The sequence below is a fragment of the Microvirga flocculans ATCC BAA-817 genome, from assembly GCF_000518665.1.
GTDB classification, from domain to species: Bacteria; Pseudomonadota; Alphaproteobacteria; order Rhizobiales; family Beijerinckiaceae; genus Microvirga; species Microvirga flocculans.
Genome location: NZ_JAEA01000003.1, coordinates 1 through 26,266 on the forward strand (window position 1 = coordinate 1; position 26,266 = coordinate 26,266).

28 protein-coding genes and 2 tRNA genes are annotated in these 26,266 nt (G+C 64.6%); 17 read left to right on the forward strand and 13 right to left on the reverse strand.

Going from position 1 to position 26,266, the window contains the following annotated elements:
- The coding region (locus tag L879_RS0105020) for an amino acid ABC transporter ATP-binding protein (protein ID WP_027315143.1) at positions 1 to 349 on the forward strand (349 nt) is incomplete at its 5' end.
- Between the two features lie 86 nt (positions 350 to 435).
- Here L879_RS0105020 and L879_RS0105025 read toward each other — a convergent pair.
- Positions 436 to 1,626, reverse strand: coding sequence for an amidohydrolase family protein (locus L879_RS0105025; RefSeq protein WP_027315144.1), 1,191 nt, complete (start codon positions 1,624 to 1,626; stop codon positions 436 to 438).
- Between the two features lie 338 nt (positions 1,627 to 1,964).
- Between L879_RS0105025 and L879_RS0105030 the strand changes: the two genes are divergently transcribed.
- The 7 genes from L879_RS0105030 (at position 1,965) to L879_RS20505 (ending at position 10,925) form a co-directional block, all read left to right on the forward strand.
- The gene (locus L879_RS0105030) at positions 1,965 to 2,669 is read left to right on the forward strand and encodes a GntR family transcriptional regulator (RefSeq protein ID WP_027315145.1); all 705 of its coding nucleotides are present in this window, start codon (positions 1,965 to 1,967) and stop codon (positions 2,667 to 2,669) included.
- A 210-nt stretch (positions 2,670 to 2,879) separates the two neighbouring features.
- Positions 2,880 to 4,448 (forward strand): ABC transporter substrate-binding protein, encoded by a 1,569-nt coding sequence (locus L879_RS0105035; RefSeq protein ID WP_027315146.1) that lies wholly within the window; start codon positions 2,880 to 2,882, stop codon positions 4,446 to 4,448.
- A gap of 57 nt (positions 4,449 to 4,505) precedes the next feature.
- Entirely contained in the window at positions 4,506 to 5,477 is a 972-nt protein-coding gene (locus tag L879_RS0105040; RefSeq protein WP_027315147.1) for an ABC transporter permease, read from the forward strand.
- Positions 5,474 to 6,388 carry an ABC transporter permease gene (locus L879_RS0105045; RefSeq protein WP_051435056.1) on the forward strand — a complete coding sequence of 305 codons (915 nt, stop codon included), beginning with the start codon at positions 5,474 to 5,476 and terminating at the stop codon, positions 6,386 to 6,388. The genes L879_RS0105040 and L879_RS0105045 overlap by 4 nt, the downstream gene beginning before the upstream one ends.
- Positions 6,385 to 8,115, forward strand: coding sequence for a dipeptide ABC transporter ATP-binding protein (locus tag L879_RS0105050; RefSeq protein WP_027315149.1), 1,731 nt, complete (start codon positions 6,385 to 6,387; stop codon positions 8,113 to 8,115). Before L879_RS0105045 ends, L879_RS0105050 begins: the two co-directional genes overlap by 4 nt.
- Positions 8,116 to 8,134: 19 nt before the next feature.
- Positions 8,135 to 9,589, forward strand: a complete 1,455-nt coding sequence (locus L879_RS20500; protein WP_035458778.1) for an amidohydrolase family protein — start codon at positions 8,135 to 8,137, stop codon at positions 9,587 to 9,589.
- Between the two features lie 97 nt (positions 9,590 to 9,686).
- A complete protein-coding gene (locus L879_RS20505) occupies positions 9,687 to 10,925 on the forward strand; it encodes an MFS transporter (protein ID WP_161634634.1) in 1,239 nt (412 codons plus the stop codon).
- Between the two features lie 130 nt (positions 10,926 to 11,055).
- Here the strand turns inward: L879_RS20505 and hydA are convergent, their stop codons facing one another.
- The 6 genes from hydA to L879_RS0105090 all read right to left on the reverse strand — a co-directional run bounded on the left by hydA (position 11,056) and on the right by L879_RS0105090 (position 16,523).
- On the reverse strand, positions 11,056 to 12,474 hold the full coding sequence (gene hydA / locus L879_RS0105065) for a dihydropyrimidinase (protein WP_027315150.1): 1,419 nt from the start codon (positions 12,472 to 12,474) through the stop codon (positions 11,056 to 11,058).
- Positions 12,475 to 12,484: 10 nt separating this feature from the next.
- Complete coding sequence (locus tag L879_RS0105070) at positions 12,485 to 13,699, reverse strand: cysteine desulfurase-like protein (RefSeq protein WP_027315151.1); 1,215 nt, start codon at positions 13,697 to 13,699, stop codon at positions 12,485 to 12,487.
- A 7-nt stretch (positions 13,700 to 13,706) separates the two neighbouring features.
- Positions 13,707 to 14,225 (reverse strand): ureidoglycolate lyase, encoded by a 519-nt coding sequence (locus L879_RS20510; RefSeq protein ID WP_051435058.1) that lies wholly within the window; start codon positions 14,223 to 14,225, stop codon positions 13,707 to 13,709.
- Positions 14,226 to 14,236: 11 nt separating this feature from the next.
- The gene (locus L879_RS0105080) at positions 14,237 to 14,971 is read right to left on the reverse strand and encodes an amino acid ABC transporter ATP-binding protein (protein ID WP_027315152.1); all 735 of its coding nucleotides are present in this window, start codon (positions 14,969 to 14,971) and stop codon (positions 14,237 to 14,239) included.
- Positions 14,968 to 15,639 carry an amino acid ABC transporter permease gene (locus tag L879_RS0105085; protein WP_027315153.1) on the reverse strand — a complete coding sequence of 224 codons (672 nt, stop codon included), beginning with the start codon at positions 15,637 to 15,639 and terminating at the stop codon, positions 14,968 to 14,970. The genes L879_RS0105080 and L879_RS0105085 overlap by 4 nt, the downstream gene beginning before the upstream one ends.
- Before the next feature lie 80 nt (positions 15,640 to 15,719).
- On the reverse strand, positions 15,720 to 16,523 hold the full coding sequence (locus L879_RS0105090) for a transporter substrate-binding domain-containing protein (RefSeq protein WP_027315154.1): 804 nt from the start codon (positions 16,521 to 16,523) through the stop codon (positions 15,720 to 15,722).
- 266 nt (positions 16,524 to 16,789) lie between these two features.
- Here L879_RS0105090 and L879_RS0105095 point away from each other — a divergent pair, with 266 nt between their 5' ends.
- Positions 16,790 to 17,497, forward strand: coding sequence for a FadR/GntR family transcriptional regulator (locus tag L879_RS0105095; RefSeq protein WP_051435059.1), 708 nt, complete (start codon positions 16,790 to 16,792; stop codon positions 17,495 to 17,497).
- A 290-nt stretch (positions 17,498 to 17,787) separates the two neighbouring features.
- Here the strand turns inward: L879_RS0105095 and L879_RS0105100 are convergent.
- Positions 17,788 to 17,862, reverse strand: a tRNA-Gln gene (locus L879_RS0105100).
- A 148-nt stretch (positions 17,863 to 18,010) separates the two neighbouring features.
- Between L879_RS0105100 and L879_RS0105105 the strand changes: the two genes are divergently transcribed.
- Positions 18,011 to 18,087, forward strand: a tRNA-Pro gene (locus tag L879_RS0105105).
- A 101-nt stretch (positions 18,088 to 18,188) separates the two neighbouring features.
- Here the strand turns inward: L879_RS0105105 and L879_RS20515 are convergent.
- Complete coding sequence (locus tag L879_RS20515) at positions 18,189 to 18,512, reverse strand: hypothetical protein (RefSeq protein ID WP_051435060.1); 324 nt, start codon at positions 18,510 to 18,512, stop codon at positions 18,189 to 18,191.
- Positions 18,513 to 18,917: 405 nt separating this feature from the next.
- Between L879_RS20515 and L879_RS0105115 the strand changes: the two genes are divergently transcribed.
- Positions 18,918 to 19,325: a DoxX family protein gene (locus tag L879_RS0105115; protein WP_027315156.1), complete on the forward strand. Its 408-nt coding sequence runs from the start codon at positions 18,918 to 18,920 to the stop codon at positions 19,323 to 19,325.
- A 66-nt stretch (positions 19,326 to 19,391) separates the two neighbouring features.
- Here the strand turns inward: L879_RS0105115 and L879_RS0105120 are convergent, their stop codons facing one another.
- Positions 19,392 to 20,075, reverse strand: coding sequence for a hypothetical protein (locus L879_RS0105120; RefSeq protein WP_027315157.1), 684 nt, complete (start codon positions 20,073 to 20,075; stop codon positions 19,392 to 19,394).
- Positions 20,076 to 20,222: 147 nt separating this feature from the next.
- Between L879_RS0105120 and L879_RS22605 the strand changes: the two genes are divergently transcribed.
- Positions 20,223 to 20,513 carry a hypothetical protein gene (locus tag L879_RS22605; protein WP_084020765.1) on the forward strand — a complete coding sequence of 97 codons (291 nt, stop codon included), beginning with the start codon at positions 20,223 to 20,225 and terminating at the stop codon, positions 20,511 to 20,513.
- A 96-nt stretch (positions 20,514 to 20,609) separates the two neighbouring features.
- Here L879_RS22605 and L879_RS0105130 read toward each other — a convergent pair whose 3' ends face one another.
- Positions 20,610 to 21,218, reverse strand: coding sequence for a biotin transporter BioY (locus L879_RS0105130; RefSeq protein ID WP_051435062.1), 609 nt, complete (start codon positions 21,216 to 21,218; stop codon positions 20,610 to 20,612).
- Positions 21,219 to 21,430: 212 nt separating this feature from the next.
- Between L879_RS0105130 and L879_RS0105135 the strand changes: the two genes are divergently transcribed.
- Positions 21,431 to 22,342: an MBL fold metallo-hydrolase gene (locus tag L879_RS0105135; RefSeq protein ID WP_027315159.1), complete on the forward strand. Its 912-nt coding sequence runs from the start codon at positions 21,431 to 21,433 to the stop codon at positions 22,340 to 22,342.
- A 9-nt stretch (positions 22,343 to 22,351) separates the two neighbouring features.
- On the opposite strand, the gene L879_RS0105140 is transcribed toward L879_RS0105135, so the two are convergent.
- Positions 22,352 to 23,131, reverse strand: coding sequence for a DUF1499 domain-containing protein (locus L879_RS0105140; protein ID WP_027315160.1), 780 nt, complete (start codon positions 23,129 to 23,131; stop codon positions 22,352 to 22,354).
- A gap of 262 nt (positions 23,132 to 23,393) precedes the next feature.
- Here L879_RS0105140 and L879_RS0105145 point away from each other — a divergent pair, with 262 nt between their 5' ends.
- From L879_RS0105145 to L879_RS0105160, 4 genes are all read left to right on the forward strand, one after another.
- The gene (locus tag L879_RS0105145; RefSeq protein ID WP_027315161.1) at positions 23,394 to 23,882 is read left to right on the forward strand and encodes a MarR family winged helix-turn-helix transcriptional regulator; all 489 of its coding nucleotides are present in this window, start codon (positions 23,394 to 23,396) and stop codon (positions 23,880 to 23,882) included.
- Between the two features lie 8 nt (positions 23,883 to 23,890).
- A complete protein-coding gene (locus L879_RS0105150; protein WP_027315162.1) occupies positions 23,891 to 24,736 on the forward strand; it encodes a patatin-like phospholipase family protein in 846 nt (281 codons plus the stop codon).
- A 52-nt stretch (positions 24,737 to 24,788) separates the two neighbouring features.
- Positions 24,789 to 25,256, forward strand: a complete 468-nt coding sequence (locus tag L879_RS20525; RefSeq protein ID WP_051435063.1) for a DoxX family protein — start codon at positions 24,789 to 24,791, stop codon at positions 25,254 to 25,256.
- Between the two features lie 131 nt (positions 25,257 to 25,387).
- Positions 25,388 to 25,576: a hypothetical protein gene (locus L879_RS0105160; RefSeq protein WP_027315163.1), complete on the forward strand. Its 189-nt coding sequence runs from the start codon at positions 25,388 to 25,390 to the stop codon at positions 25,574 to 25,576.
- A gap of 66 nt (positions 25,577 to 25,642) precedes the next feature.
- Here the strand turns inward: L879_RS0105160 and L879_RS0105165 are convergent, their stop codons facing one another.
- Positions 25,643 to 26,230 (reverse strand): L,D-transpeptidase, encoded by a 588-nt coding sequence (locus L879_RS0105165; protein WP_183501350.1) that lies wholly within the window; start codon positions 26,228 to 26,230, stop codon positions 25,643 to 25,645.
- Positions 26,231 to 26,266: the final 36 nt, after the last annotated feature.

The window sequence follows — 26,266 nt, forward strand, 5'->3', positions numbered from 1 at the left end:
CCCCGAGCAGGCGAACAAGTATCCGGGCCAGCTCTCCGGCGGCCAGCAGCAGCGCGTGGCGATTGCCCGCTCGCTGTGCATGAGCCCGAAGATCATGCTGTTCGACGAGCCGACCTCGGCGCTCGACCCGGAGATGGTCAAGGAGGTGCTCGACACCATGGTGGGCTTGGCCGAGGAGGGCATGACCATGCTGTGCGTGACCCACGAGATGGGCTTTGCGCGGCAGGTGGCCGACCGGGTGATCTTCATGGATTACGGGCAGATCGTGGAGATGAACACCCCTGACGAGTTCTTCAGGAACCCGCAGCACGAGCGCACCAGGCTCTTCCTCTCCCAGATCCTCCACTGACCCGACCGCCCAAACCAACAAGGCCCCGGTCACGCAAACCGGGGCCTCCGTCATGACGTCACGAACCGGCGCTCCGCGCCGTATGATCAGGGCGCCTCGACCAAGGCTGCTCCGTCGCGGGCGGTCACCTTTCCTCCCTTCATGACGAGCTTGCGCGGCCGGCGGCTCACGACGGCCTCGGCCAGGGTTTCGCCTTCAAGGACGACGAGATCGGCCTTGCAGTCAGGCGCGAGGCCGTAGCCGTCGAGTTCCATCATCCGCGCTCCGCCATGGGTGCAGGTGTCGAGAGCGAGCGCGACCTCGTCGTCCCGCCGCAGGTTGTTGCGCAGACCGACAAGGAACGCCCGTTCCAGCATGTCCGGGTTGTTGTATGGACCCCAGGTGTCGCGAACTCCGTCTGAGCCGGCAGCCACGACGATTCCGGCCTCCACGAGCCGCTTGACGGCAGGGGCAGGCCTGGAGGCGGGCGCAGTGGTGAGGATGTGAATACGAGCCTCGGCCAAAGCATCGATCAGAGCCGCCACGTAATCCTGATCCGCCATGCCGAGGCAGAAGGCGTGGCTCACGGTCACCCGGCCCTGCAAGCCCAACGCTTTCGTGCGTTCGATGATGAGCTCCATGGAGAAGGCTCCAAGCTCCGCCGTCTCGTGAAGGTGAATGTCAACCGGAACGCCGTAGCGGTCGGCGAGGCCGAACACCACGTCGAGATGCCCTTTCGGATCCCGATCTATGGCTGCCGGATCGAGACCGCCGACCACCTGAGCCCCCAGTTGCAGGGCCTTCTCCATGAGTTCGACCGTGCCTGGGCGGATGAGCATTCCGCTCTGCGGGAAGGCGACGAGTTCGATCTCGACCACGTCCTTGTAACGCTCCCGCGTTTCGAGCACGCCTTCGATGCCGGCGAGCCCGACCTCCGTATCCACGTCCACATGAGTGCGGATATGCGTCGTGCCGAGGGAAGCCGCGAGCACAGCCTGACGGGCTGACTGGCGGGCGGGATCGATGCCAAGGATCCGGCGCTGCCGCCGTTCGTTTTCAATCTTGTCGATGAGCCGAGGCCCGACATCGTTGCGGTACCAGCCCATCCCCAGCAGGGTCTTATCCATATGGGTGTGGGCCTCGACGAGACCGGGAATGAGAATGCCGCCCTCCCCGTCGATGACGGTATCTTCCGGCCCCGGCTCGTATCCGAAAGCGGCAATCCGCCCATTTCTGATCGCGACCGAGGTCATGCCTTCGCCCATCGGGCGCACGTTCCGGAGGATCACGCTATCCATTGCTATCCCTCATTTCATTACCGTTCTCAGCAGGAATACGCCCCAACTGCGCTATGTATACAATTGCCATACGCACCGTGACCCGGCCTCGGATACCGCTCCTTCTCCAGAGGCGCCGGAGCCGTTGCCGAAACGCCTGGAAGGCGCGACGACTTTCTGTTAAGTCTGCATCGCCGAAGGAAAAAGTTCGGATGCGCTCTTCTGGAAGCTTGAGATGACGCGTTGCTCACTTCAGATTATCGTATACACTTTCGAATACAAGTGCCATTACGCCCGACTTTTCCAGAAGCCCTTCTTTTCGGAGAAGATAGCCCCACCCCTTGCCGCATTCGGTTCCGATGACCGCTCCCGCCCGTAAGACCAAATCCGCCGGCTCCCGTAGCGACTTCGTCTATGCAGGATTGCGTCGGGCTATCATCGAGCAGGCCCTGATGCCGGGGGACAAGCTGACCGAGGACGTGATCGGCGACCGTTTCGGGGTGAGCCGAACCATCGTCAGGGCAGCCCTGGCGAGGCTCCATGCGGAGGGACTGGTCGACCTGCAGCCCAACAAGGGTGCGACCATTGCCCAGCCGAGCCTGTCCGAAGCCTACGACATCTTCGAGGCCCGCATGTGCCTGGAGCGGCAGGTGCTGGCCCGGCTGGCGGAGAAAGTCACGGACCGGGATATCCAGCGCCTGGAGCAGCACGTGGCCCAGGAGATGAAGGCCGGCTCCCAGGATGGCCCCGCAGCCATCAGACTTGCGGGCGAGTTTCACATTCTTCTGGCTCAGCTGGCCGGGAACGGCGTCCTCGCCCGCTATGTGGACGAGGTCGTCTCGCGCTGCTCGCTGATCCTCGCCCTCTACGGCCGCCCACACTCCTCCGACTGCTCCATCAACGAGCACCAGCAGATCATCGATGCCCTGCGTGAGCGCAACAGCCGGCTGGCCATCGATGCTATGGACCATCACCTTCGCGCCGTCACCGACAGGGCCCTCCTGTCCTCGAATACAGACAAGCAGCGCGACATCAGGTCCATCCTGGACCATTACGCCTCCTGAACGCGTAGCCATTCCCCGTATCCGGGCTCCGGCCCAATTCTCATCCGCCCTACGGCGGGAAAAAGCTGCCTTCGGCTCTGCTCAAAATTCGGTCAGCCATCGCCGCAATCGCTGCCGTTGCGGAATTGACGCCTCCATCATTGTATGCAAATCTCAGTTCAATTGTATGCAATAATAATCCATTCCAGATGGTTCTGTGGAGGCCCCGACATGAAATTGAGACTTGCTGCCAGTCTGACCGTTGCCGCAGGCGCCCTGTTGGGCATGCCTGCGGAGGCGAAGACCCTGCGATGGGCTTCGCCCACCGACATCACCACCCTCGATCCGTATGCGCATACGGAAAGCTTCACCACGAGCATGCTGCACCATGTGTTCGATCCGCTGGTGCGCCGTGGGCGGACCCTGGAGCTGGAGCCGGCGCTGGCAGTGAGCTGGAAGACGGTGAAGCCGGACACCTGGCGCTTCGAGCTGCGCAAGAACGTCAAGTTCCACAACGGCAATCCATTCACGGCGGACGACGTGGTCGCCTCCATCAATCGCATCCTCGATCCGGGCGCGCGCGCCCGTGGCAATCTCGCGACCGTCGTCAAGGCCGAGAAGGTTGACGACTACACGGTGGACATCGTCACGAAGGGCCCCTACCCGCTTCTCCTGAACGACCTGGCGGGCATCTACATCCTCGACAAGGAATGGATGGAAGCCAACAATGCGCTCAAGCCCGGCAACATCGCAACGGGCGTCACCACCGCCGCCTCCACCACGGCCATCGGCACCGGACCGTTCAAGGTCGAATCCTACAAGCCCGATGCGGGCACCGTTTTCGTGGTGAACCCGGACTGGTGGGACAAGCCGCAGCACAACCTGACCCGCATCGAGTTCAAGCCCGTGAAGTCCGATGCGACCCGCGTGGCCGCGCTCCTGTCCGGCGAGCTCGACCTCATCGCGCCCGCGCCGCTCCAGGATCTCCAGCGCATCTCGTCCTCGCAAGGGTTCAAGGTGATCGAGGAGCCGTCACTGCGTCTCATCATGCTGTCTCTCAACTTCCGGCCCGAGCTGAAGGCCATGCCGGGACAGAAGAACCCGCTTCTCGACCTCAAGGTGCGGCAGGCCATGTGGCATGCCATCGATCTTGAGACCATCAAGAAGCGCGTGATGCGCGACAAGTCGCGGATCACCGGTACCCTCGTCGCCCCGCCGGTACCGGGCTACGCCAAGGAGAACGACCAGCCCCTCGCCTACGACACGAACAAGGCGAAGCAGCTTCTCTCCGAAGCCGGCTACCCGAACGGTTTCAAGACGAAGCTCAACTGCCCGAACGACCGGTATATCAACGACGAGCAGACCTGCGTCGCCATCGCCTCCATGTGGGCGAAGGCGGGTATCCAGGCGGAATTGCAGACAGAGTCCCGCGCCACCTACTTCCCCCGCCAGGATCGCGGCGAGTTCGACGTGTCGATGGTCGGCTGGGCGACGCTTCCTCCCATGGACGGGTTCAGCGTCCTCTCCTCGCTCCTCACCGAGCAGAAGGAGGGTTACGGCGGCTCGAACTCCAGCACCTACATCAATCCTCAGATCGAGGAGCTGACGCGTAAGGCCGCGGTCGAGCTCGACGAGACGAAGCGCAGGACCATGCTGGTCGAAGCCCTCAAGGCGGCGCACGACACGGTCGCATACATCCCGCTGCACCAGCAGCCCGTAGCTTGGGCGGTCCGCGACGGCGTCGAGGTTCCGCAGTTCCCGGACGAATACGTCCGCCTGTGGTTCGCCACCGTCAAGTAGACCGCAACGACGAGACGAGCGGCCTGCTCCCACCGGAGCGGGCCGCCGGAGAAGCCCATGCTGAAAGTTCTTCTCTCCCGACTGGGCCAGGCCGCCCTCGTGATGCTGGTCGTGTCGGCGGTGTCGTTCGTCATGTTCCGTTATGTCGGCGATCCGGTTGCGACCATGTCGCGCGAAAACGCCAGCGTCGAGGAGAAGGCGGAACTGCGCCGCTCGCTTGGCCTCGACCAGCCCCTGATCGTCCAGTACGGACGCTTCCTGGGCAGGACGCTCCGCGGCGATCTGGGCATCAGCTACCGCAATCAGCGCCCCGTGACGGAACTCATCGCCGAGCGCTTGCCCGCGACGCTCGAACTGGTCCTCGTCGCCACCATCCTCTCTCTCGCCCTGGGCATTCCGCTCGGCGTGCTCTGTGCGCTCAAGCCCGACGGAGCGGCAGCGCGGCTCGTACAGGCCTTATCCCTCGTGGGCATCTCGACCCCCACCTTCGTGACGGGCATCGTGCTCATTCTCGTCTTCGCCGTCTCCCTGGGGTGGCTTCCCTCCTTCGGGCGTGGACAGGTGATCGATCTCGGCTGGTGGTCCACGGGACTTCTGACCGCGAGCGGGCTGAAATCCCTGCTCCTGCCCGGCATCACCCTGGCCCTCTATCAGCTCACCCTGATCATGCGCCTGGTGCGCGCGGAGATGATCGACGTGCTGTCGAGCGACTACATCCGCTTTGCCAAAGCACGGGGCCTGCCCAAGCGCTACATTCACTTTCGCCTCGCCCTGCGAAACGCCCTCATGCCCGTGATCACCGTGACGGGATTGCAGATCGGGTCGCTCATCGCCTTCGCCATCGTCACCGAAACCGTGTTCCAGTGGCCTGGCATGGGGCTGCTGTTCATCCAGGCGGTCAGCTTCGTCGATATCCCCGTCATGGCGGCTTACCTGCTCTTCGTGGGCCTGCTGTTTGTCCTCATCAACACCGTGGTCGACATCCTCTACGCGGTCGTCGACCCGCGCCTGCGCGCGAGGTCCGCATGAAAACGCTCGCCTCCTCACCCGGCTTCCTCACCCGCATCGGCGCCCCGATTTCGGTCATTGCCGCGGCGCTGCTGGCTCTCGTCATCGTCGCCTGCTCGATCCTGGCTTCATGGATCGCGCCCTATGATCCGACGAACCTGGCCTCGTTCGATCTCATGAACGCCGAACTGCCTCCCGCCTTCACGGCCGAAGGCGACTCTCGGTTTATTCTCGGCACGGACAACCAGGGCCGCGACCTCCTCTCCGCCATGCTCTATGGCGCCAGAGTATCCATCGCCATCGGCGGTGGAGCCGTTCTTCTGGCGGCGACGCTCGGCGTGACCCTCGGCCTGCTCGCCGGCTATTTCGGCGGGCGTGTCGATGCGCTGATCATGCGCATCGGCGACGTGATCCTGAGCTTCCCCACGATCCTGCTGGCGCTGCTCGTGAGCGGCATCGCGCGGGCGGTCTTCCCCGGCGCCGCGACGGCGGAATGGGCTCCGGTCATCCTCATCTGCGCCATCGCGATCCACGAATGGGTGCAATATGCACGCACCGTGCGCGCGGCCACCATGGTGGAAACGGCAAAGGATTATGTCCGTGCCGCAAAAGTGATCGGCCTGCCGCCCCGGCGGATCATGCTGCGGCACATCCTGCCGAACGTGATGAGCCCCGTCCTCGTCATTTCCACCATCAACCTCGCCGCTGCCGTGCTGACGGAGGCGACGCTCTCGTTCCTGGGCGTCGGAATGCCTCCGACCTATCCTTCGCTCGGCACGCTCATCCGCATCGGCAACGAGTTCGTTTTCTCCGGAATCTGGTGGATCGCCCTTTTCCCTGCCCTCGCGCTCGTGATCCTGGTGCTCGCCGTCAACGTGGTCGGCGACTGGCTGCGCGACCGCTTCAACCCCAAACTGCGGGTGAAACGATGAACGCGCAGCAGCCCCCCGTCCTCGCCATCGAAGGCCTGCGGGTCGAGTATCCGCTCGCCAACGGCACGGTCTTCACTGCCGTCGAGAATGCATCCCTCGTCATTCGGCCCGGTGAGATCCATGCCCTGGTGGGCGAATCCGGCGCCGGCAAGACCACCATCGGCAATACGGTGATGGGCCTTCTTGAGAAGCCTGGCCGGATTGCGGCCGGAACCATACACATCGACGGCAGGAAGTTCGATCCCGCCAAGGGGTCTGCGGAGGGCGTCGTGCTCGGCCGCGACGTGGGTGCCGTTTTCCAAGACCCGATGACGAGCCTCAACCCGCTCTTCACCATCGAAAGCCAGCTGACCGAAGCGATGCGCTTCCACCTGAAGCTTGATAATGCGCAGGCGCGCGCGCGCGCCCTCGAGCTCCTGCAAGCGGTAGGGATCCCCGAGCCGCAGCGGCGCCTCAAGGCCTATCCGCATCAGCTCTCCGGCGGACAGCGCCAGCGCGTGGTGATCGCGGCGGCCCTGTCCTGCGGCCCCAAGCTCGTCGTCGCAGACGAGCCGACCACCGCGCTCGACGTCTCCGTGCAGGCGCAGATCCTGAAGCTCCTGCGGGACCTAGCGGACCAGCGCGGCATCGGCATTCTTCTCGTTACCCACAACATGGGCGTGGTCGCCCAGATCGCGGATCGCGTCACCATCATGCATCGCGGGCAGGTGGTGGAGACGGGAACGACGGAGGAGGTGCTGCGGCGGCCGAAGGCGGTTTATGCCAGAGCCCTGATCGGCGCCGTGCCGCGCATCGATGCCCGGCTCGACCGCTTTCCCGTCCTCGGCGAGGAAGGCAAGGGTCGGGCCGAGCAGGCACGGACCGAGCTGCGCGCCAGGGCCGAACGCTCCACGCAGACGGCGGACGACACGCCGATCCTCTCGGTCGAGAACCTCTGCGTCGACTACAACACCAGCGGCTGGCTTCCAGGGTCCAAGGGACATCGGTTCCGTGCCGTCGACGGCGTCTCGTTCTCGGTGCGGCGCGGCGAGGTCTTCGGCCTCGTGGGCGAGTCCGGCTGCGGCAAGACCACCATCGCCAACGTGGTGTCCGGCCTCGTGCGGCCGACCTCCGGTCAGGTCCTGTATCGCGGCCGGAGCATCGCGGGCGAAGGCGCGGTGCGCCGCATCGGGCCTCTGCGGCAGGCGATCCAGATGATCTTCCAGGATCCCTATTCCTCCCTGAATGGCCGCATGCGCATCGGCTCCATCCTGAGCGAGCCGATCCTGTTCTACCGCCTCGCCGGCAGCAAGGCAGAAGCCGAAAGCGATGTCGCCCGCCTCATCGAGGCAGTCGGTCTCGATGCAGAGGCCGCCCAGCGCTTCCCGCATGCCTTCTCCGGGGGACAGCGCCAGCGCCTTTCCATCGCCCGTGCACTTGGAGCCCGGCCCAAGCTCATCGTCTGCGACGAGCCGACCTCGTCGCTCGACGTCTCCGTTCAGGCGCAGATCCTGAACCTGCTCAAGGACCTGCGCGACGCCACGGGCCTCACCCTGCTCCTGATCAGCCATGACCTCGCCGTGGTGCGCCAGATGTGCGACCGGGTCGCGGTGATGCGCCAAGGCAATCTGCTCGAGCAGGCCAACGCCGAAACCCTCTTCGAGAGGCCGCAGCATCCCTATACCCAGGAGCTGCTGTCGCTCGTCCCAACCCTCGATCGCATTCGCGGCGAAACCAGAGCCGCCTGACGGACCGGAGTTACAGCCCATGGCCGACATCATCATCACCAACGGCATCGTCGTGACGATGGACCCGCAGCGCCGGGTCATCGAGAACGGCGCCGTCGCCATTGAGAAGGACCGCATCGTCGCGGTCGGAACCACGGAAGAGGTTCTGGCAGCCCATCAGGCGCCGACGACGATCGACGCAAGCCGCAAGATCGTCATGCCGGGTCTCATCGACGGCCATGCCCATGCCGGACACGGCTTCATCAAGACGATGGGCGGGGGAGATTCCGCGGCCTGGTACGATGCCTGCCATCAGGCCTACACGGTCGCGTCCACGCCGGAATTCTGGCGCGCCGAGGCCCGCCTCGCGGCGTTGGAGCGGCTTCGCTTCGGTGTGACAACGGGCGTCTCCCTTCTCGGAGGCGGCGATACGATCCTGCGCACCGATGAGCCCGTCTATGGCGACGCCCATTGCGAAGGCGTGCGCGAGGTGGGCACCCGCTCCGTCGTGGCGGTCGGCCCGACACGTCCTCCGCATCCGCGCACCTATGCGCGCATCGTCGACGGCGTCGCGGTCGAGCGGCCGGTATCGTTCGAGGAACAGTTCGAGACCTGCAAGACGCTCATCGACACGTGGCACGGCAAGCATGGGGCGCGGCTCAATATCGCGCTCATCACGCCGACCCTGAGGGAGGAGCACCTGCAGGAACTCGGCCGGGACAACCTGGAGGAGGCGCGGCGCCAAGCCCGCCTCACCGCCGATCTGGCGCGCGAGGCAGGGCTCGTCTTCACGCAGGACGGCCATACGAAAGGCAGCGTAGCATACGCGCATGAACTCGGCATTCTTGGTCCGAACGCTCTCCTCTCCCACTCCACTAATCTGACGGAGGAGGAGATCCGCATCGTCGCGGATACCGGCACGAACATCGCCCACAACCCAAGCGCCATCGCCTCCATCCTCGGCCGCTGCCCAGTGCCCGAGCTGCTCGAGGCGGGTGCGAACGTGTGCCTCGGGTCGGATGCAACCGCCCCGGACCGCTCCGGCGACATGTTCCGCCACATGCAGCAATGCATGCATTACCACCGCACTTACTTCAAGGATCCGACCTGGCTTCCGCCGGGCCGGGTCCTGGAAATGTGCACCATCGATGCCGCCAAGGCGCTCGGCATGGACAAGGACATCGGCTCGCTCGAAACAGGCAAGAAAGCCGATATCGTGCTGCTCGACATGCGCCGTCCGCATCTCTATCCGCTCAACATGCCGGTCTTCCGCCTGATCTACTTCGCCAACGGCAACGATGTGGACACGGTCATCGTGGATGGGCGCATCGCCCTTCAAGGCCGCAAGGCCACCTTCGTCGACGAGGACGAGATCCTCGATGACGCGCAGCGCGAGACGGAGGCGATGCTCGACCGCACCGGCTTCCGGCATATGCTGGAAACCCCGAAGATGTTCTGGCGCCATGTCAGGGCGACCGACCAGATCGAGTCCTGACATTCATGGCCAGGCTGTTGAGCCTCGATCGCCTGGCCTTTCAAATTCATCGAAGACAACCGCGCCGGCCGCAACGCAGCGGCTGGAGGGATCGATCATGCCGCTGTTACGGGACCGGGAGACAAAACGGGCGCAGGCCGAGCGCTCCGGAACTCATGCTGGACCGCTGATGGCCCTCGCCATTGCCTCTGTCGTTTTGGCCGCCGTCAACCTGCGCCCTGCCCTCACTTCGGTCGCCACCATGATCGCCGAGATCCAGCATGGTCTCGGGATGAGCAGCGTCTGGATGGGCGCTCTGACCACTATGCCCGTGTTGTGCTTCGGCGTTTTCGGTCCGCTCGCCCCGCTTCTCTCGGCACGGCTCGGCCTGGAGCGCACGCTCGCGCTCCTCTTCATCGGCCTCGGCGCGGGACTGGGCCTCCGCCTCGTCCCACAAGGGTACACCCTCTTCGTCAGCACGCTGCTGGTCGGAGCAACGATTGGGATGGCAGGCGTCCTCCTTCCGGTCGTGATCCGCCGCCGCTTCCCGGATCGCATCGGCCCCATGACCGGTCTCTACACCATGGTGCTGAGCGTGGGTGGCGCGAGCGCCGCCGGACTGACGCCGGTTCTCGAAGGCGCCTGGGGCTCCTGGACCCTGGCGCTTGCCAGCTGGGCCCTGCCGGCCCTGGCGGCGGCCATTCTCTGGATGCTGCTCGCCACCGCCGATGCCGCAACGACGAGCAGCGCGCGTCTGCCGCGTTTCTCGCTTCTGCTGACGGACCGGCTGGCATGGTACGTGACGGCCTTCATGGGCCTGCAGGCCGGCCTCGCCTTCATCGTGCTGGGCTGGCTGCCGGCTCTGCTCCGCGACAGGGGGCTCGACGTGGTCGATGCAGGCGCGGTGACCTCCCTCTCCATCATGGCCCAGACCGTGACTGCGCTCCTCGTCCCCTCGCTCGCCGCCAAGCGCCTTTCGCCGCAGGTTCTGATCGTGCTGGTGCTCTCCGCAACCTGCGTGGGCTTCCTGGGGCTTCTCTACGCCCCCATCGCGATGCGGCTGTTCTGGGCCCTGCTCCTCGGCCTCGGCCAGGGAGGGTTGTTTGGCCTTGCGCTTCTGTTCGTGACGCTCCGCTCCCCTACGGCGGAGGTGACGGCGATGCTCTCGGGCATGTCGCAGAGCATCGGCTATCTCGGAGCCTCCCTCTGTCCCTTCGCGGTCGGTCTCCTGCGCGGCGGGCAGAACCCCTTCGTCGGGCCTGCGATCATGATCGTCGCGATCAGCATGCTCAGCACCTGGTGCGGCCTGAAGGCCGCCGCGCCGCAGGTCGTGCTGCCGCACCTGAAAGAGCACTAGGGGCGTGAACGCGCATTCCTGTCCGATAGTCTAGAGCCGGCTTCGCGGACTTGGAATCGTCTCTCGTGTTTGCCATGCTGCATTCTTGAACGGCGAACCGGATCCACTTCGCCGAAAAATGCTCTGGGCCTCAGATCAGTGGATGGGGTGCATAGGCCGAGAATCCGCGCGCCAGGATCTGCCCCTGGCCCTTGTCGCCGACGATGCGACCGTTCTCGGCGACGATCTCTCCGCGCAGCAGCGTCATGACCGGCCATCCCGTCACTTCGAATCCCTCCCATGGTGTGTAATCGGCGCCGTGGTGCAGGATTTCCTGCCGGATCGTCTCTTTCCGGTTCGGGTCCCACAAGACGATGTCGGCATCGAAACCGATGCCTATGGAGCCTTTCCTGGGATAGAGGCCGTAGAGCTTCGCATGGTTCGTGGAGGTCAGCTCGACGAATCGGTTGAGGGAAATGCGTCCCTTCGCCACGCCTTCCGAGAACAGGATCGGCAATCGCGTCTCGACGCCCGGAATGCCGTTCGGCACCCAGCGGAAGGAACTCCTGCCCTTCTCGTTCAACTTGCCCGCCGGACTGTCATAGCGGAAGGGGCAGTGATCGGACGAGAACGTCTGGAACACGCCGGTGCGGAGCCCGTCCCAGATGGCATCCTGGCTTGCCGTATCGCGCGGCGGCGGAGAGCAGACATACTTGGCGCCGCTCATATCCATGTCGGGGCCCTGCAGGTCCTCCGCCGTGAGGGTGATGTATTGCGGACAGGTCTCCGCGTAGACCTTGAGGCCACGCGACTGCGCCCAACGGATCTGCTCCATGGCCTCGCGGCCTGAGACATGGACGATCATCATCGGAACGTCCACCAATTCAGCGTGACTGATCGCCCGATGGGTCGCCTCGCGCTCGACGATCTCCGGACGGGAGACGGCGTGATAGTATGGCGCCGTCTTGCCCTCCCGCTCCAGGCGCTCGGTCATGTAGCGGATGGCGTCGTAGCCCTCGGCATGCACCATCACCAGAGCGCCCTCGCGACGTGCCACGTCGAAGACGTCCAGCAGCTGGCGGTCGTTGAGCACGAGATCGTCATAGGTCATGAAGACCTTGAACGAGGTGTAGCCGTCCTTCAGCAGGGCCGGCAGCTCCTGCCCCAGCACCTCAGGGGTGGGATCGGACACGATGAGGTGGAAGGCGGTATCGATGTAGCACTCGTTCTCTGCCTTGCGCCGATAGTCCTCCACACACGCGCGCAGCGACGTGCCGCGCGCCTGCAACGCAAAGGGCAGAACCATGGTGTTGCCGCCCGCCGCCGCGGACGCAGTCGCGGAAGCGAAATCGTCCGCCATCTCCACGCCTGGGCCCGAAGGTTGCGCGATGTGCACATGGCTGTCGATGCCGCCGGGCATCACCAGCAGGCCGGAGGCATCGATCTCGCGCGTCGCTTTGAGTCTCTCTCCCAACACGGCGATCCGCCCGTCCTTGATGCCCACGTCGCAGCGGACGGTGTCCGATGCCGTGACAACAACGCCGCCGCGGATTGCGAGATCGAGTTCCATGGGTGGCTCCTCAGGACATGGCCCGGTCGAGACTGCCGATCAGCCGGTCGACCTCTTCGGGCGTGTTGTAATGGACCATCGACACACGGACGACGCCGTTGTTGTCGGCGAGCCCCAGATACTCGATCAGCCGGCGGGAATGGAAGTCGCCGAAGCGGATGCCGATACGGTCCTTGTCTACGGCACGGACGATCTCCGCAGAGTCGCGGCCCTCGACATTGAAGGCGATGGTGGGAACGCGCCGGTCCGCCCCGCTGTCGCGACGCCCGACGATGCGGATGTCGTTCCGATCCCGGAGATAGGCGAGCAGCTTCTCTCCGATCATGGCCTCGTGCGCCGCGATGCCGGCGAAGGCGCGGTCGATGGAAGCGCGGTCGCCGCCCCCGCCACCCAGTTTGTCGATGTAGTCGACGATCCCGGCCGATCCCCAGGCGAGCTCGTAATTGGTATTGCCCGGCTCCAGCTTCATGGGCACCTTCTCGCGACCGTAGAAGTAGTGATAGAGGCCGTCGAGTTCCAGGAGCCTATCGTATTTGCCGTACATGACGGCGAAGTGAGGCCCATAGGTCTTGTAAAAGCTGAAGATGTAGTAGTCGACGTCGAGATCCTTCACATCCACGGCCCTGTGAGGCGCATAGGCGACCGCATCGACCACGATTTGCGCTCCGCGCTCGTGCACCCTCTGAGCAATCTCCTTCACGGGATTGATGGTGCCCAGGATGTTCGAGGCATGTGTCACGGCCACGAGCTTCGTGCGGTCGCTCATCAACCGGTCGAGAGTATCGAGGTCGATCTCATAGCTGTCGCGATCGATCGTCCATTCCTTGATCACGACGCCGCGCTTCTCCAATGCCCGCCATGGACCGATATTCGACTCATGATCGAAATTCGTCACCACGATTTCGTCCCCGGGCTCCAGGCTGCCCTCCATGGCGCGGGCGAGGAACTGAGCCAGAACCGTGGTGGAGGGCCCGAGCACAATCTCCTCCGGCCGGCTCGCGCCTACGAGCAGGGCTATCTTGGCGCGCGCTTCCATGAGCCTCTCGGAGGCACGCCTTGAATGCTCGTAGCTGGCTCCCGTCTGGACACTCGTGGTGAGCAGGTATTCGGAGATCCTGTCCGCGACGCTGCGGAGCACCAGCGATCCTCCCGCATTGTCGAAATAGGCGAAGCCGTCCGCCAGGGCGGGAAACTGGGAGCGGACGAAGGCGAGATCGAGAGACATCGGACACCTATGCTGAGAGAAGATCGAGGCCGCGGATCAGCAGCGGCTCATCGGGATGATGAAGGATACAATCTTTGGCCGCCCCGCTTTCCCACATGAACATGAGAAAGTCGCCATCGGAGTCGATGGACGTGATGGGTGCATGCCAGAGGTTGCGCGCATAGTTGATGCCCTCGCCGCGATGGCCGATGAAAGCCTCGGCCCGGCTCAGATCGGGCAGGAAGGCCTCATTGTCGGGCGCGACGACAATGAGGAAGCGCTCCGCGGACAGAGACACGAAGACTTGAGACGACAGAGGATGCCGCTCGAAGGTCCGGAGGCGCAGCGGCAGAAGCTCGCCGCGCGCCCGATAGACCGCCAGTACCGGCTCGCCTTCATCGGAGGCGCTGTCGAATCGGGCATCGGTGTCCGAGCGCAGGGCTCGTCCGTCATTGACGAGCCGGCTGCGGCCGGGATCGAAGTACAGCACCTGTCCAAAGGAGCTGAAGGCGGAAGGCGTGAGGCGTTTGGGCTTGAGCTCTTGCACGGGCAGGAAGCCTAATGGGACAGAACGGCTTGCAGGAAGCTTCTGAGGCGCGGATCGCGCGGGGCGTTGAAGATCTCGTCGGGGCGGCCCTCCTCTACGATGCGGCCTCCATCCATGAACACGACACGGTCGGCGACCTTTCGCGCAAAGCCCATCTCATGCGTCACCACCACCATGGTGACGCCGGTTTTGGCCAGTTGCTGCATGACGTCGAGAACTTCTCCCACCATCTCCGGATCGAGCGCAGAGGTCGGCTCGTCGAACAGGAGCACCTTAGGCTCCATGGCCAGCGCCCGAGCGATGCCGACGCGCTGCTGCTGACCGCCGGACAACTGGCCCGGATATTTCGCGATGTGATCCTCCAGCCCCACGCGGGCAAGAAGACGCTTCGCACGCGTCTCGGCCTCGGCCCAGGAGAGGTTACGCACCCGCACGGGCCCCAGGGCCACGTTGCGTAGCACTGTCATGTGCGGAAACAGATTGAAGCTCTGGAACACCATTCCCACTTCCGCCTGGGCCGCACGCCTGCGTCCCTTGCCGACGGCGATGCCGTCGACGACGATGTCGCCGCCGTTGTGCTCCTCCAGCTGATTGATGCAGCGGATCAGCGTGGACTTGCCCGAGCCGGAGGGGCCGATGATCACCACGATCTCGCCCTCCGTGACGCTGAGATCGACCCCATGAAGCGCCTGGAAGCACCCGAAGGACTTCACCACACCCTTCATCTGTATGATCGGCTGCGTCATCGTCCCCTCCCTGCGAGGCGTTTCTCGAAGACCCCGACGAGGCGTACGAGCGGCAAAAGGATCAGGATGTATATGAAGGCCGCGCTGATGAGCGGCGTCGGATTCGCAGCGAGCGCCTGCGCCTGCGTTGCCTGCTTGAGGAGATCCGGCATGGCGACCACGGAGGCCAGCGCCGTGTCCTTCATGACGTTGATGGAGTTCGACGTGATGGGCGGAATGACGATTTTCAGCGCCTGCGGCAGCACGACGTCGCCCATGAGACGCCAGGGGCTCAGCCCTAGCGCGTAGGCTGCTTCGAATTGACCTTTTGGCACAGCCTCGATGCCTGCGCGGAAGATTTCGGCGGAATAGGCGGCGGAGACGAGGCTCAGCGCCGATGCGGCTGCCCCGAATGGCGATAGCCGCAGGCCGACGAAGGGGAGCGCGTAATAGATGACGACGAGCAGGACCAGGATCGGAATCGAGCGGAAGACGTCGATATAGGCGATGGACAACTGCCGGAACGGCGGGCTGGCGTAGAGCCTCACGAGGGCGAGGGCGAGACCTCCGACGAAGCCCAGGATGATGGCCGTGACGCCCAGTGTAAGGGTCGTCGTCAGTCCCGACAGCAGCAGCGGCAATGTTTGGACAAAGACCTTCCAGTTCAGGAAGGTATCGAAAATGGACATTGGAAATTACGCTCTCGATCGGTCGTCGGCATGTCACGCGCCCGAAGCCGCGGCTTCGGGCGCGCGGACGGCGCTGGTGGTCAGAGCTTGGGCATCTCCGACACCTTGACGGTCGTGGAGTTCGGATCGGCCTTGGCGCCGAACCACTTCTCGTGAAGCTTCGCCAGTGTGCCGTCCTGCTTCATCTTCGTGATCTCGGCATTCGCCTTCTCCGCGAGCGGACTGTTCTTGGCGAACATCATGGAATACTGCTCGCCCGTCGGGATGCGCTCGACGATTTGGTACACTGGCTTGTCTTTGATGTAATACTGCACCGCGGGGATGTCGCTGATGTAGCCGTCGATGCGGCCTGTAGCGAGGTCGAGCATGGCGGGCGCAAGTCCCTCGTAGCGGCGGATGTCGGAGAACTTGTACTTCTGCTGGTTCTGCGTCGACCACATATCGCCGGTCGAGCCGGTATCGACCGCCGCCACCTTCCCTGCCAGCCCCTCAAGCCCCTTGATTCCGGAATTGGCACGCACCGCCAGCGACTGGTCGCTGTCGTAATAGGGCTGGGCGAAGGAGACCGATTCCAGACGCTTCTTCGTAATCGTGATCGAGGAGACGGCGGCGTCGATCTGCCCTGACTGGACCGCCGCAAAGAGGCCGTTGAACGGGATGTTCACGATTGAGACGTTCATGTTCAGCCGCTTGCCGATCTCCTTGGCCAAGTCGATCTCGAAGCCGACGATCTCGCCCTTCTCGTCCTGAAACTCCCAAGGCACGTTGCCGACATTGGCTCCTACCTTCATGTCGGCGGCAAGGGCAACAGCTCCCGCCGACATCGCCATGAAAGCGGCAAGGCTTGCGGCGACAGCGCCGCGCCGGGTGACATTAGCTGACATCTCTTCCTCCATATCCCTGCCGGCCAAGCCGGTTTCTCGTCATTCGTGACCGTTGCATGGCCGTCGGCAGCTCCCTCTCGCTTGCCTCGGCCTTTAAATTTGGCCAAACTGGTCTTACCAATCTGACCGCTGGATCGTGCAGACTTTCTTACTTAAGGTCAAGGTCAATCATGCAGGCTTGACCGGAACGGATCGACCAGGATGGGTCGGATCCTTCGCTCTGCAGAGGCGAGGCTTTTGGGGATGGACAAGTGTGGGGAGGCACCATGTCGGACAATCAGGTTAGCGTGCCGGAGTTGGAGTTTGCCGACCGGACGCCCATCCCGCGCAGCATCGTGGAGCATATTCAGCGGCTGATCCTGAAGGGTGGGCTCAAGGCCGGCGACCGCCTGCCCTCCCAACGAGAGCTGGCGGAGCAAATGGGCGTGAGCCGCCCTTCCCTGCGCGAGGCCCTGACCGTGCTCGAAACCATGGGGCTGGTGACGGTTCGGGCAGGGAGCGGCGTCTTCGTCGCAAAGCCTGATTCGCGCGGCCCTCTGTGGCGCTATTCCGACCGCTGCACTCCCGCCGATGTGTACGAGGCGCGCCTTGGTCTCGAAGGCTATGCGGCGCGGCTGGCGGCGGCGAGGATCGACCAGAGCGCCGAGCTGCGCCTGACGAGCTGCACCCGCGCCATGCGCCATGCCTTCGAGACAGGCGACATCATCGGAGTCGCGGCGAAGGATGCGGAATTTCATGACCTCATCTTCGAGCTGTGCGGCAATCCCATCCTTGCGGCGATGTACCGACCGGTGCGCGAAATCCTGGTTGAGAGCCAACGCCTTCCCATGGCTCACCTCGACCGGCTGAGCGAGACAGTGCGGGAGCATGAGGTCATCCAGGCCGGCATTCTGAACCGCAATCCCGAAGAGGCCGAAGCGGCCATGCAAGATCACATTCGGAAAGCCGCCAGCCGCTACGGCATTGCACTCTGAAGATCGGAAGGAACATGGCGCCGTATCGGCGCAAGCCGGCTCGGTTGCAGCCTCCTGCAAACCGCATGAAGATCCCTAGGATACGGAAGCTTTCTTCAAGCGGCCGTCGCAGCCATGCTACTTCGTCGCACAGCGGATACCGATGGACGGAGATCGAGGACGGTTCGACTTCCCGAGCAGGACATACCCCTCGATGGACCGCATCGGCCCTGTGCGACAGGGATGTTCAGCAATACGGAGCGCTTCGCCCAAATCGGGAAAAAGCTTCGGCTTCAGTTGTTTAGGATGGATGGCTGGGGCGCCAGGATTCGAACCTGGGAATGGCGGTACCAAAAACCGCTGCCTTACCGCTTGGCGACGCCCCAATGGTGTGGGCCTACATAATTGGCGAGATCGCGGCTGGCAACAGGGTTTTGCTCAGGAACGGATATCTTCAAAAAGGCTCAATTCTCCCCTTGCCGCAACCCCACCCCGCAGCTATAAGACCGGCCTCCCGGGAATTTCCTAGGTCGTCGGAGTGTAGCGCAGTCTGGTAGCGCACCACGTTCGGGACGTGGGGGTCGTAGGTTCAAATCCTATCACTCCGACCACTCTTCCACCACCGCGATGGTTAGACAGCGCTCGCAACGAGCCGGATGGGCTGAGGCCCCTCATCGCGTATCACCTCGATCCGCCTCGCCTTCTCTATGATTCAGTGGGTCGAGAAGCGGCCGTCTTCCCGATAGGTTCCGTACTGAAATGCCTGAGCCGAGGGCGCATCGGGCGGCGGTGACTTCGACATGTCCTGAAGCGGGACTTCATTGGCCTGGGGCATGTAGCGGGGGCGGAAGCGGAGATCGACGAGGCTTCGCAATTCCGGAGCGGCCAGATCCAGCACCTTCGCATCGCGCCAGCGGCGATGCAGCCTGGGCTTGCCCGTCAGACGCCCCCAGAAACCTGCCACCTCCTCCTCGACCTGCAGCACGATCCGTCCGGTCCATGTCTTGCGAAGATTGAAGCGTCCCGTCAGAGCCATTGCGCGCTCCTCAAACCGACCGACCATCGTCGAAAGCCGAGAGCCGAAGTTGCTGCTGATGGAAGCATCAAGCCCATCGATTCCAGGTCTCGGCGCCCGATCGAATCCATTCCTCGAGCCAATGCCTGTGCGAGCCGAGGGTTCCGGCCAGTCCGCACAGCGATGCGTGCTGAGGGCGCAACGTGGTCATGGAACGGCTTGAAGCCCGCCATGGGGCATGAGCGTTCGCCAAAGCTCGCGGCAGTGAGACAAATCGGAGGCAGAGAGCAAGGTAAGCAATTCGTGACCGGAAGGAGCGTGTCAGGCCCTGGGAAGAATGCTCATGCGCCTGTAACTGGGCTCTTCTCAACGGCGAGCCGCGCCTTGCCGCCCGCCTCCCTCTTTTCAACCATGCTGGAGCCTTTGATGAATACCACTCAGCTCGAAACCGTCTGGGCACCCCGCCTGCTCAGCGTCCTGCGGATCGTGGCCGCCCTCATCTTCATGGCGCACGGCACACAGAAGCTGCTCGGGTTCCCGGCATCCCCCAATCCGGGACCGGCTGCCTTGAGTCTGCCCTGGATCGCAGGCGTACTCGAACTGGTCGGCGGGGCGCTGCTGATCCCTGGATTGTTCACCCGGCCCGTGGCCTTCGTCCTCTCAGGCCTGATGGCGTTCGCTTATTGGATCGCCCATGCGCCGCGCAGCTTCTATCCGGTGCTGAACGGCGGCGACGCAGCAATTCTCTACTGCTTCGTCTTCCTCTTCATTGCGGCGGCAGGCGGCGGCGCATGGAGCCTCGACCGTTTGCTCAACAAGAGCCGCACGGCCTAAATCGGCTCAAGCAGGACGAAGGTTGAGCGAGAGGCTATCCCCGGTCTCCCGCTCGCCCTATGCCATTTACTCCCTGGTGCCGGAGGGCCTGCGGAGGCGCTCGTCCTCCAACTCCACGTGGAGGGTGTGATCCTTCTCGTCCTCATCGAGGGGAACCGGCATGAGATCCGTCGTGAGGCCCGTGGTGGTCGAGGCGGCTGCGCCGATGGGCGGCGCCGGAGCTTCGTCCTCCATCCTCGCCTCTTCGCCAGGTTCGACCTCGCCCTCGTCGTCGAGAATCCCCACCACCCTGTCCATCTGCGTCTCGTCGGCCTTCACGGTGACGAGGGCGCCGCCGCGGCGCACGCCCTCCGCATAGGTCTGCGCCTCCTCATGGCTGAGGCCAGCATCCACCAATGCGCCCGCAAGACCGCCGACGGCGGCGCCCGCACCGGCGCCGACGAGCGTCGACACGATCCATCCCGCCGCGATCACAGGCCCGAATCCGGGGATGGCCACCGTGCCGAGACCGGCCAAAAGACCCGCCCCTGCTCCGGCGACGGTTCCCGCAGCCGCCGTGGCGCCCGCGAAGGGATGCGAAGTCCCGTCCCGCTCGAAGGAGTGCGCGGCGTGATGCGTATAGGCATCGTTGAAGTTGTTGGAGACGAGGCTGATCTCGAAATTCGGGATATGGGCCGCCTCGAGCCGCTGCACGGCCCGCGCAGCTTCATCATAGGTATCGAAGAAGGCGGTGATCCTACGCTCGGCCATAAAGCTCTCCCATTGTCCCTCGTTCAGGCTAATGAGTGGCCTGGCGTGCGGTTCCCTGCGCGGCCATGCCGCCTTTCGAAGCACCGGACTTCTTGATAGGTTGCAACAAAAGGTGCCCGGATAAGGGTGATTTGGGGGCTTCCCATCATGCGACATATCCATCTCGACGATGGCTTGAGGCTGCGCTTTCCCGGCCGCAGCGAGGATTTCGATCAGGGTGTCGAGATCGGCATGGTTGCCGTTCTCATGGACCAGGGGACGCCGGAGTTCTCCCGCTGGATCGCCCGCTCGAACCTCAGTCAGGTGCAGGCCATCGCCAAGCAGATGGGCTACCGCGTCGAGGAAGGCAACGGCGACGAGGAATGGGTGGAGATCGCCTTCCTTCATGGCACCGTCAAGGCCAGGCCCAAGCTCAGGCTGGTGCATTCGGCGGGCTGAACCGCCCTCTTTCCGAGCCTCTCGAAACCGCTCTTCCCAAAAAGAAGAAGCCGCCCGAAGGCGGCTTCCGAAGATCGTCCATCAGGCAGAGGCCGATCAGGCCTTGCCGCCGCGACGGGTCACGGACCAGGCGGCCTGCATCAGGGCGACGGCCAGACCGGTCTTGACGATGGTCGCTGCCACGAACGGAGCGGCGCCGACGGTCCAGGCCTTGGCGAAGGGCATCACGAGAGAGAGCTGCGCCAGGCCGAAGGCGAAGATCACCGCATGGCCGATGCTCATCATCACGATGACGCGCAGGAGCGAGCGATCCCAGCCGCGCTCGGCCATGAAGCCCATCACGAGGGCGGCCGCCACGAAGCCGAAGAGGAAGCCGCCGGTGGGGCCCATCAGGTAGCCGAGGCCGGCGGTCGGGCCTGCGAAGACGGGCATGCCCATGGCGCCCTCCGCGAGATAGAGAGCCACGGTCGCGCCGCCGAGACGCCAGCCGTAGGATGCACCGATCATGAGCACGACCAGGGTCTGAAGCGTCATGGGCACGTAAGGCAGCGGTACCTGGACCTTGGCGGAAACGGTGAGGAGCGCCGTGCCGACAGCCATCAGGACGATGGCGCGCAGGGCGGCGAAGCGGGCATCCTCCCGGGAGGGCCAGAGGAGGCCGACGAGGGTCGAAGAGGTGGACAGCGAAGGGGCGCTGGTCGACATGAATGGATCTCCAGATCATTCCGCCATTCGCAAGGCGGCTCTTGAAGCCTTATAGGGGTGTCGGGCCCGTGCCTCAAGCCGCGGCCTTGCGCATTCCCAGGGACTGTGGACACGCTTTAGTTCAAGACGGAAGCCGAGGAAAAGTCCTGCGGGCGGGTTGCGGTTCGCGGCCAGGAGCCAGATCTCTTGGACGGCGTTTTCAAGGATTCCCCATGGCAGACGATCTCAGCTTCGACATCCGCCCCCCGGCCCGATCGGGCGAGTGCCTGCGCGTGAGTCCCCTGGTCCGCCGAATCGTCGCCAGCAATCCGGGGCCCATCACGTTCACGGGCACGTGCAGCTACATCGTCGGCTCGGGGAACGTCGCCATCATCGACCCCGGCCCCGACGCGCCCGGCCATATCGAGGCTCTTCTCGATGCGGTGCGCGGGGAGACGGTGACCCATATCCTCGTCACCCACACGCATAAGGACCATTCCCCCGCAGCCGCCGCCATCAAGTCCGCGACGGGAGCCACCATCGTCGGCTGCGCGCCGCATCACAGCGCCCGCCCGCTCTTCTCCGGCGAGATCAACACCTTGGAGGCCAGTTCCGACAGGGATTACGCGCCCGACCTGGAGCTGACCGAGGGCGACGCCGTCGAGGGGCCCGGTTGGACGCTGGAGGCCCTGGCGACGCCCGGCCACATGGCCAACCATCTCGCCTTCTCGCTGCGCGAGGAGAAGGCGCTGTTCTCCGGCGATCACGTGATGGCCTGGTCCACCACCGTCGTCGCGCCGCCGGACGGATCCATGAGCGCGTTCATGGCCTCCCTCGACAAGCTGAAGGGCCGCGAGGAAACCCTCTACTGGCCGGGACATGGCGGACCGGTGCAGGAGCCGCAGCGCTTCGTGCGGGCGCTTGCCCATCACCGCCGCCAGCGGGAGGCTTCGATCCTCAACCGCCTGAGGGAAGGCGACCGGACGATTCCGGAGATCGTCGCCGCGATCTACCAGGGGCTCAACCCGGCCCTGGTCGGCGCCGCGGGCCTGTCGGTCTTCGCCCATCTCGAGGATCTGGTCGCCAGGGGAGAAGCGGCGGTCGAGGGTCTGCCCTCCCTCGACAGCGAGTATCGCCCCGCCTGACGATCCCTGTCAGCGCACGGCGATCGCCAGGGTCGAGGCTTCTTCGAGGAAATCGCGGACGCGGTCCGCGTTGCCGCCCAAGTCATGGCCGCCGTAGCGGGAGGCCGAGCGGATGTCGATGCGCGTGCCGTCGGCGCGCGGACGAACCCGCACCGTGATGTCGTAAGGCATCTTCAGAACGAGGGAGCGGTCGATGGCCTCCAGCCGCCCCTGGCCGGAGCGGCCGCCCGGAGGCACGGCCTCGATCACCTGCCAGCCGAGATTCTCCGCCGCTTTGCGGACGATTCCGAAAGCCTCTTCCGGGCCGATATCGAGCGTGAGCGGTGCGATCTGCACATAGGATGCCCGCTGCATCTCCCGCGCCTCCGGCGGAGCCTCGGGCGGAACATGCCCGTCGCGCGCCTGGAGCGCGGCGCGGGAGCGCGAAAAGGCCGGCGGATCGTCCGTATCGGTGCTCACATCGCTGATCGGCGGCAAGGTGACCGCCTTGAGCGCCATGTAGCCTGGATAGGCGAGAACCAGCGCCGCGACGAGCAATCCCTTGATGGCGCTACCGAGGCCGCGCCGCCCCTCCTGCCAGATGCGCACGAAGCCGATGAAGGACAGTCCCACCGCCAGAAGCGCAATCGCGATTCCGGCACCCAGCGCGATGAACCCGGATTGAAAGTCGATCCGGCCGAAGCGGATCAGCAGCGTCGCCAGGAGCGTCACGACGAGCGCGAACCATGCCAGCGTGGGAGACCACTTCGCCGGACGCGAGAACGGTTCTTCGATAATGAGACGGCGCATCAGGAGGTCTTACAAATCTCTTTGAGCGCGCGCCACTCCTCTTGATCGAGAAGCGGTTGGCCCCGGCGGGACGGCACCTGTTTTTCCAAAGCTTTCAACCGTTGCTCGGTGACGGGGTGGGTGGAGAGAAAAGCCGGAACGCTGAAATCGTTCCCATCGTCCGCCGCTGCTTGAACGGAACACCCTCCTGTCCTTCCGGGAGGGGTGACGGCGTCAACGGTTCCGCTGTAAACTGTTCGTCCTGTATCAGGAGCTTGAGTCCTTGACGTCCACCTCCCCCGCCCGCGCCCAGATCGAGACCGTCGATCCGCTGCGGATCTGGTTCCGCTTCATCCGCCTGAACCGCCGCGCGACCAATGCAGTCGCCATGGAGCTGAAGGTGCTGGGGCTGTCGATTCCCCAGTTCGACCTGCTCTCCACCCTGACCGAGCGTGAGGGCATGAGCCAGCAGGAGCTGGCCGAGCGGCTCTATGTGACCAAGGGCAACGTGTCCGGGCTTCTCGACCGTATGGTCGAGGCGGGTCTCGTGGAGCGGCGCTCGATTCCGGGCGACCGGCGCTCCAACGCCCTCTACCTGACCGAGAAAGGGCGCGACCTCGCCGACCAGGGCATAGCGGCGCAGCGCGCCTATGTCATGCGGACGCTCGGCACGCTTCCGGTCCAGGATCTGGCCGATCTGGAACGCATCGTTCTGGCGTGGCGCGAGCGCGCGCGCGCCGAGGAGGATTCGCCGTCCGCCCAGACTCGATAGGAGCCCCGATGTTCGACGCGGTCGCATTCGCAGGTGGCGGAAACCGCTGCTACTGGCAGGGCGGGTTCTGGGAAGCGGCGGCCCCGCTCCTGGGGCTCGAGCCGGAGATGGTGGTCGGCGTCAGCGCGGGCGCCTGGTCCGCCTGCTACAGCCTTCTCGGCCTCGGACGGAAGGTCAACGAGATGGTGGCGGAAGGCTGCAGCCTCGGGCGCCGCAATTTCGAGTGGCGCGCCTGGCGCCGGGAGGGCACGCCCTGGCCGGTCTCGCTCATGTATCGCAGCCTGATCGAGGCCATCATCGACGAGAAGGCCCTGGAGCGCCTCCGGCAGGGGCCGAGCATCCTGATCGGGCTCGCCCGCAAGCCACGCCGCCTGCCCCTGTCGCTCGCCATTCCGCTGGGCATCGCGACCTATCAGATTGAGAAGAAATGGCGCGCGCCCGTGCACCCGAAGGGCGGACGCGCCCTGGGCTTCCGGCCCGAATTCGTGCGCGTGCAGGATCTCTCCTCCCCAGATGAGGTTTCGGCGGCGCTCATGGCCAGCGCCAGCGTGCCCCCGTTCATGCCGGTCGGGCGCATCGGCGGCATGGCGGCGCTCGATGGCGGACTCGTCGACAACGTGCCGACGGAGCCCCTGCTACCGGTGGAGGCGCAGGGCGGCCGGACGCTCGTGATCCTCTCGCGCCTCTATCGCGCCTTCCCCGCAGTGAAGGGGCGCACCTACATCCAGCCCTCCGAACCCGTCCCCATCGGGCAGTTCGACATCACCAATCCCGACGGGATCCGGAAGGCCTACGAGATGGGCCTCAGGGACGGCGAAGCCTTCGCCCGGCGTGCGGGCGCGCACAGCCCTTAGGAAAGCTTGGCCATAGAAGCTCCTCCCGTAACGTCAACCTTAAGGAGCTTTCATGACACCCCGTTGGATCAACGCCATTCTGTCGAGCCGTGTAACGGAGGTCGCCGCCCGCATTCTCTTCACCTTCCCGTTCTGGGGAAGCGGGCTTGCCAAGCTGCTGGACTTTTCCGGCGGCATGGCGGAGATGCGCCAGTTCGGGCTCGAGCCCGCATGGTTCTACAACAGCCTCACCCTCTTCGTTCAGCTCGTCGGCTCCGGCCTCATCATTTCGCGGCGCTGGACCTGGCTCGGCGCCGGGGCGCTCGGCGTCTTCACCTTCCTGACCATCCCGATCGTCCACGCCTTCTGGCGTCTCGAGGGAGAACGCGCCATTGCGGCCTTCCACACGGCGGGCGAGCACATGGGCATGATCGGAGCGCTGGTCCTGGTCTCGATCCTGGCCCTGCGCCCGAAGCCGGCCGGCCTGGAGGGCCGTGCACAGAACCTTGATGCTTCCGCTGCCGGGATGTTGCAGCGTTAAGCATTGATTCACCTTGGATCATTCATCTGAAGCCAAGCCAACACATGATCACGGGTCTGCCCCAAAGCGGTCACAGCCCGGAGGATCATGAAGGCAGGTTGAAGAAACAGCCTGCATTTCAGAGAGGAAACATGACCCAGAACGCCTCAGGCCGCGATGCTCGACCGGGCAAGCAGCATGCCGGTCCATCCATCCCGGCCTTCAAGGAAGTGGCCCTGCCTGCCCTCGCCGCAGCCGTTCAGGCCGCCAAGCCGCAGCAGAGCCCGCCGAAACCCGCCGCGCCTCCGGCCATCCTGCGCAAGGAAGCGATGCTGGGTTGACGGGTCAAAACGAAAGAGCGCCCTTCGGGGCGCTCTTTTCATGTCGTGCGACGGATCTGTCCGGACTTAGCGGACGATGACCTTAGCGTTCACCGGGACCCGGTTATAGAGGTCGACCACGTCGATGTTGCGCATCCGGATGCAGCCGGAGGACACGGCGAAGCCGATCTTCTCGGGCTCGTTCGTGCCGTGGATCCGGTAGAGGGTGTCCTTGTTGCCCTCGTAGAGATAGAGCGCCCGGGCTCCGAGCGGGTTCTCCGGACCGCCCTTCGTATATTTCACATGCGGCCAGCGGGCCTTCATCTCGGCGGGCGGGTTCCAGTCCGGCCATTCAGCCTTGCGGGCGACGGTGGCCGTCCCGGTCCATCCATAGGCCTCGTCACCCACGGCAACGCCGTAGCGGATCGCCTTCTTGTTGGGCTGGACGAGGTAGAGCTGGCGCTCCTTGGTGTCGACCACGATGGTCCCCGGAGCTTCTCCCGTGGGATCGTCGATGAGGTAGCGCCCGAAGCGCGGATCCTCCTCCGCCTTCGGGACCTGCGCCATCCACTCGGCATCGCGCGCGGAAACCTGCGGATCGGGAACGCCCTTGAAGTTACATCCGGCCAGGGCGGCCATCATTGCCAAAAGAAGGGGCAGACGAGAGAGGCGCATCGTGCAAAGCTCTGGGGGGACTCAGCGGAGGCTGAG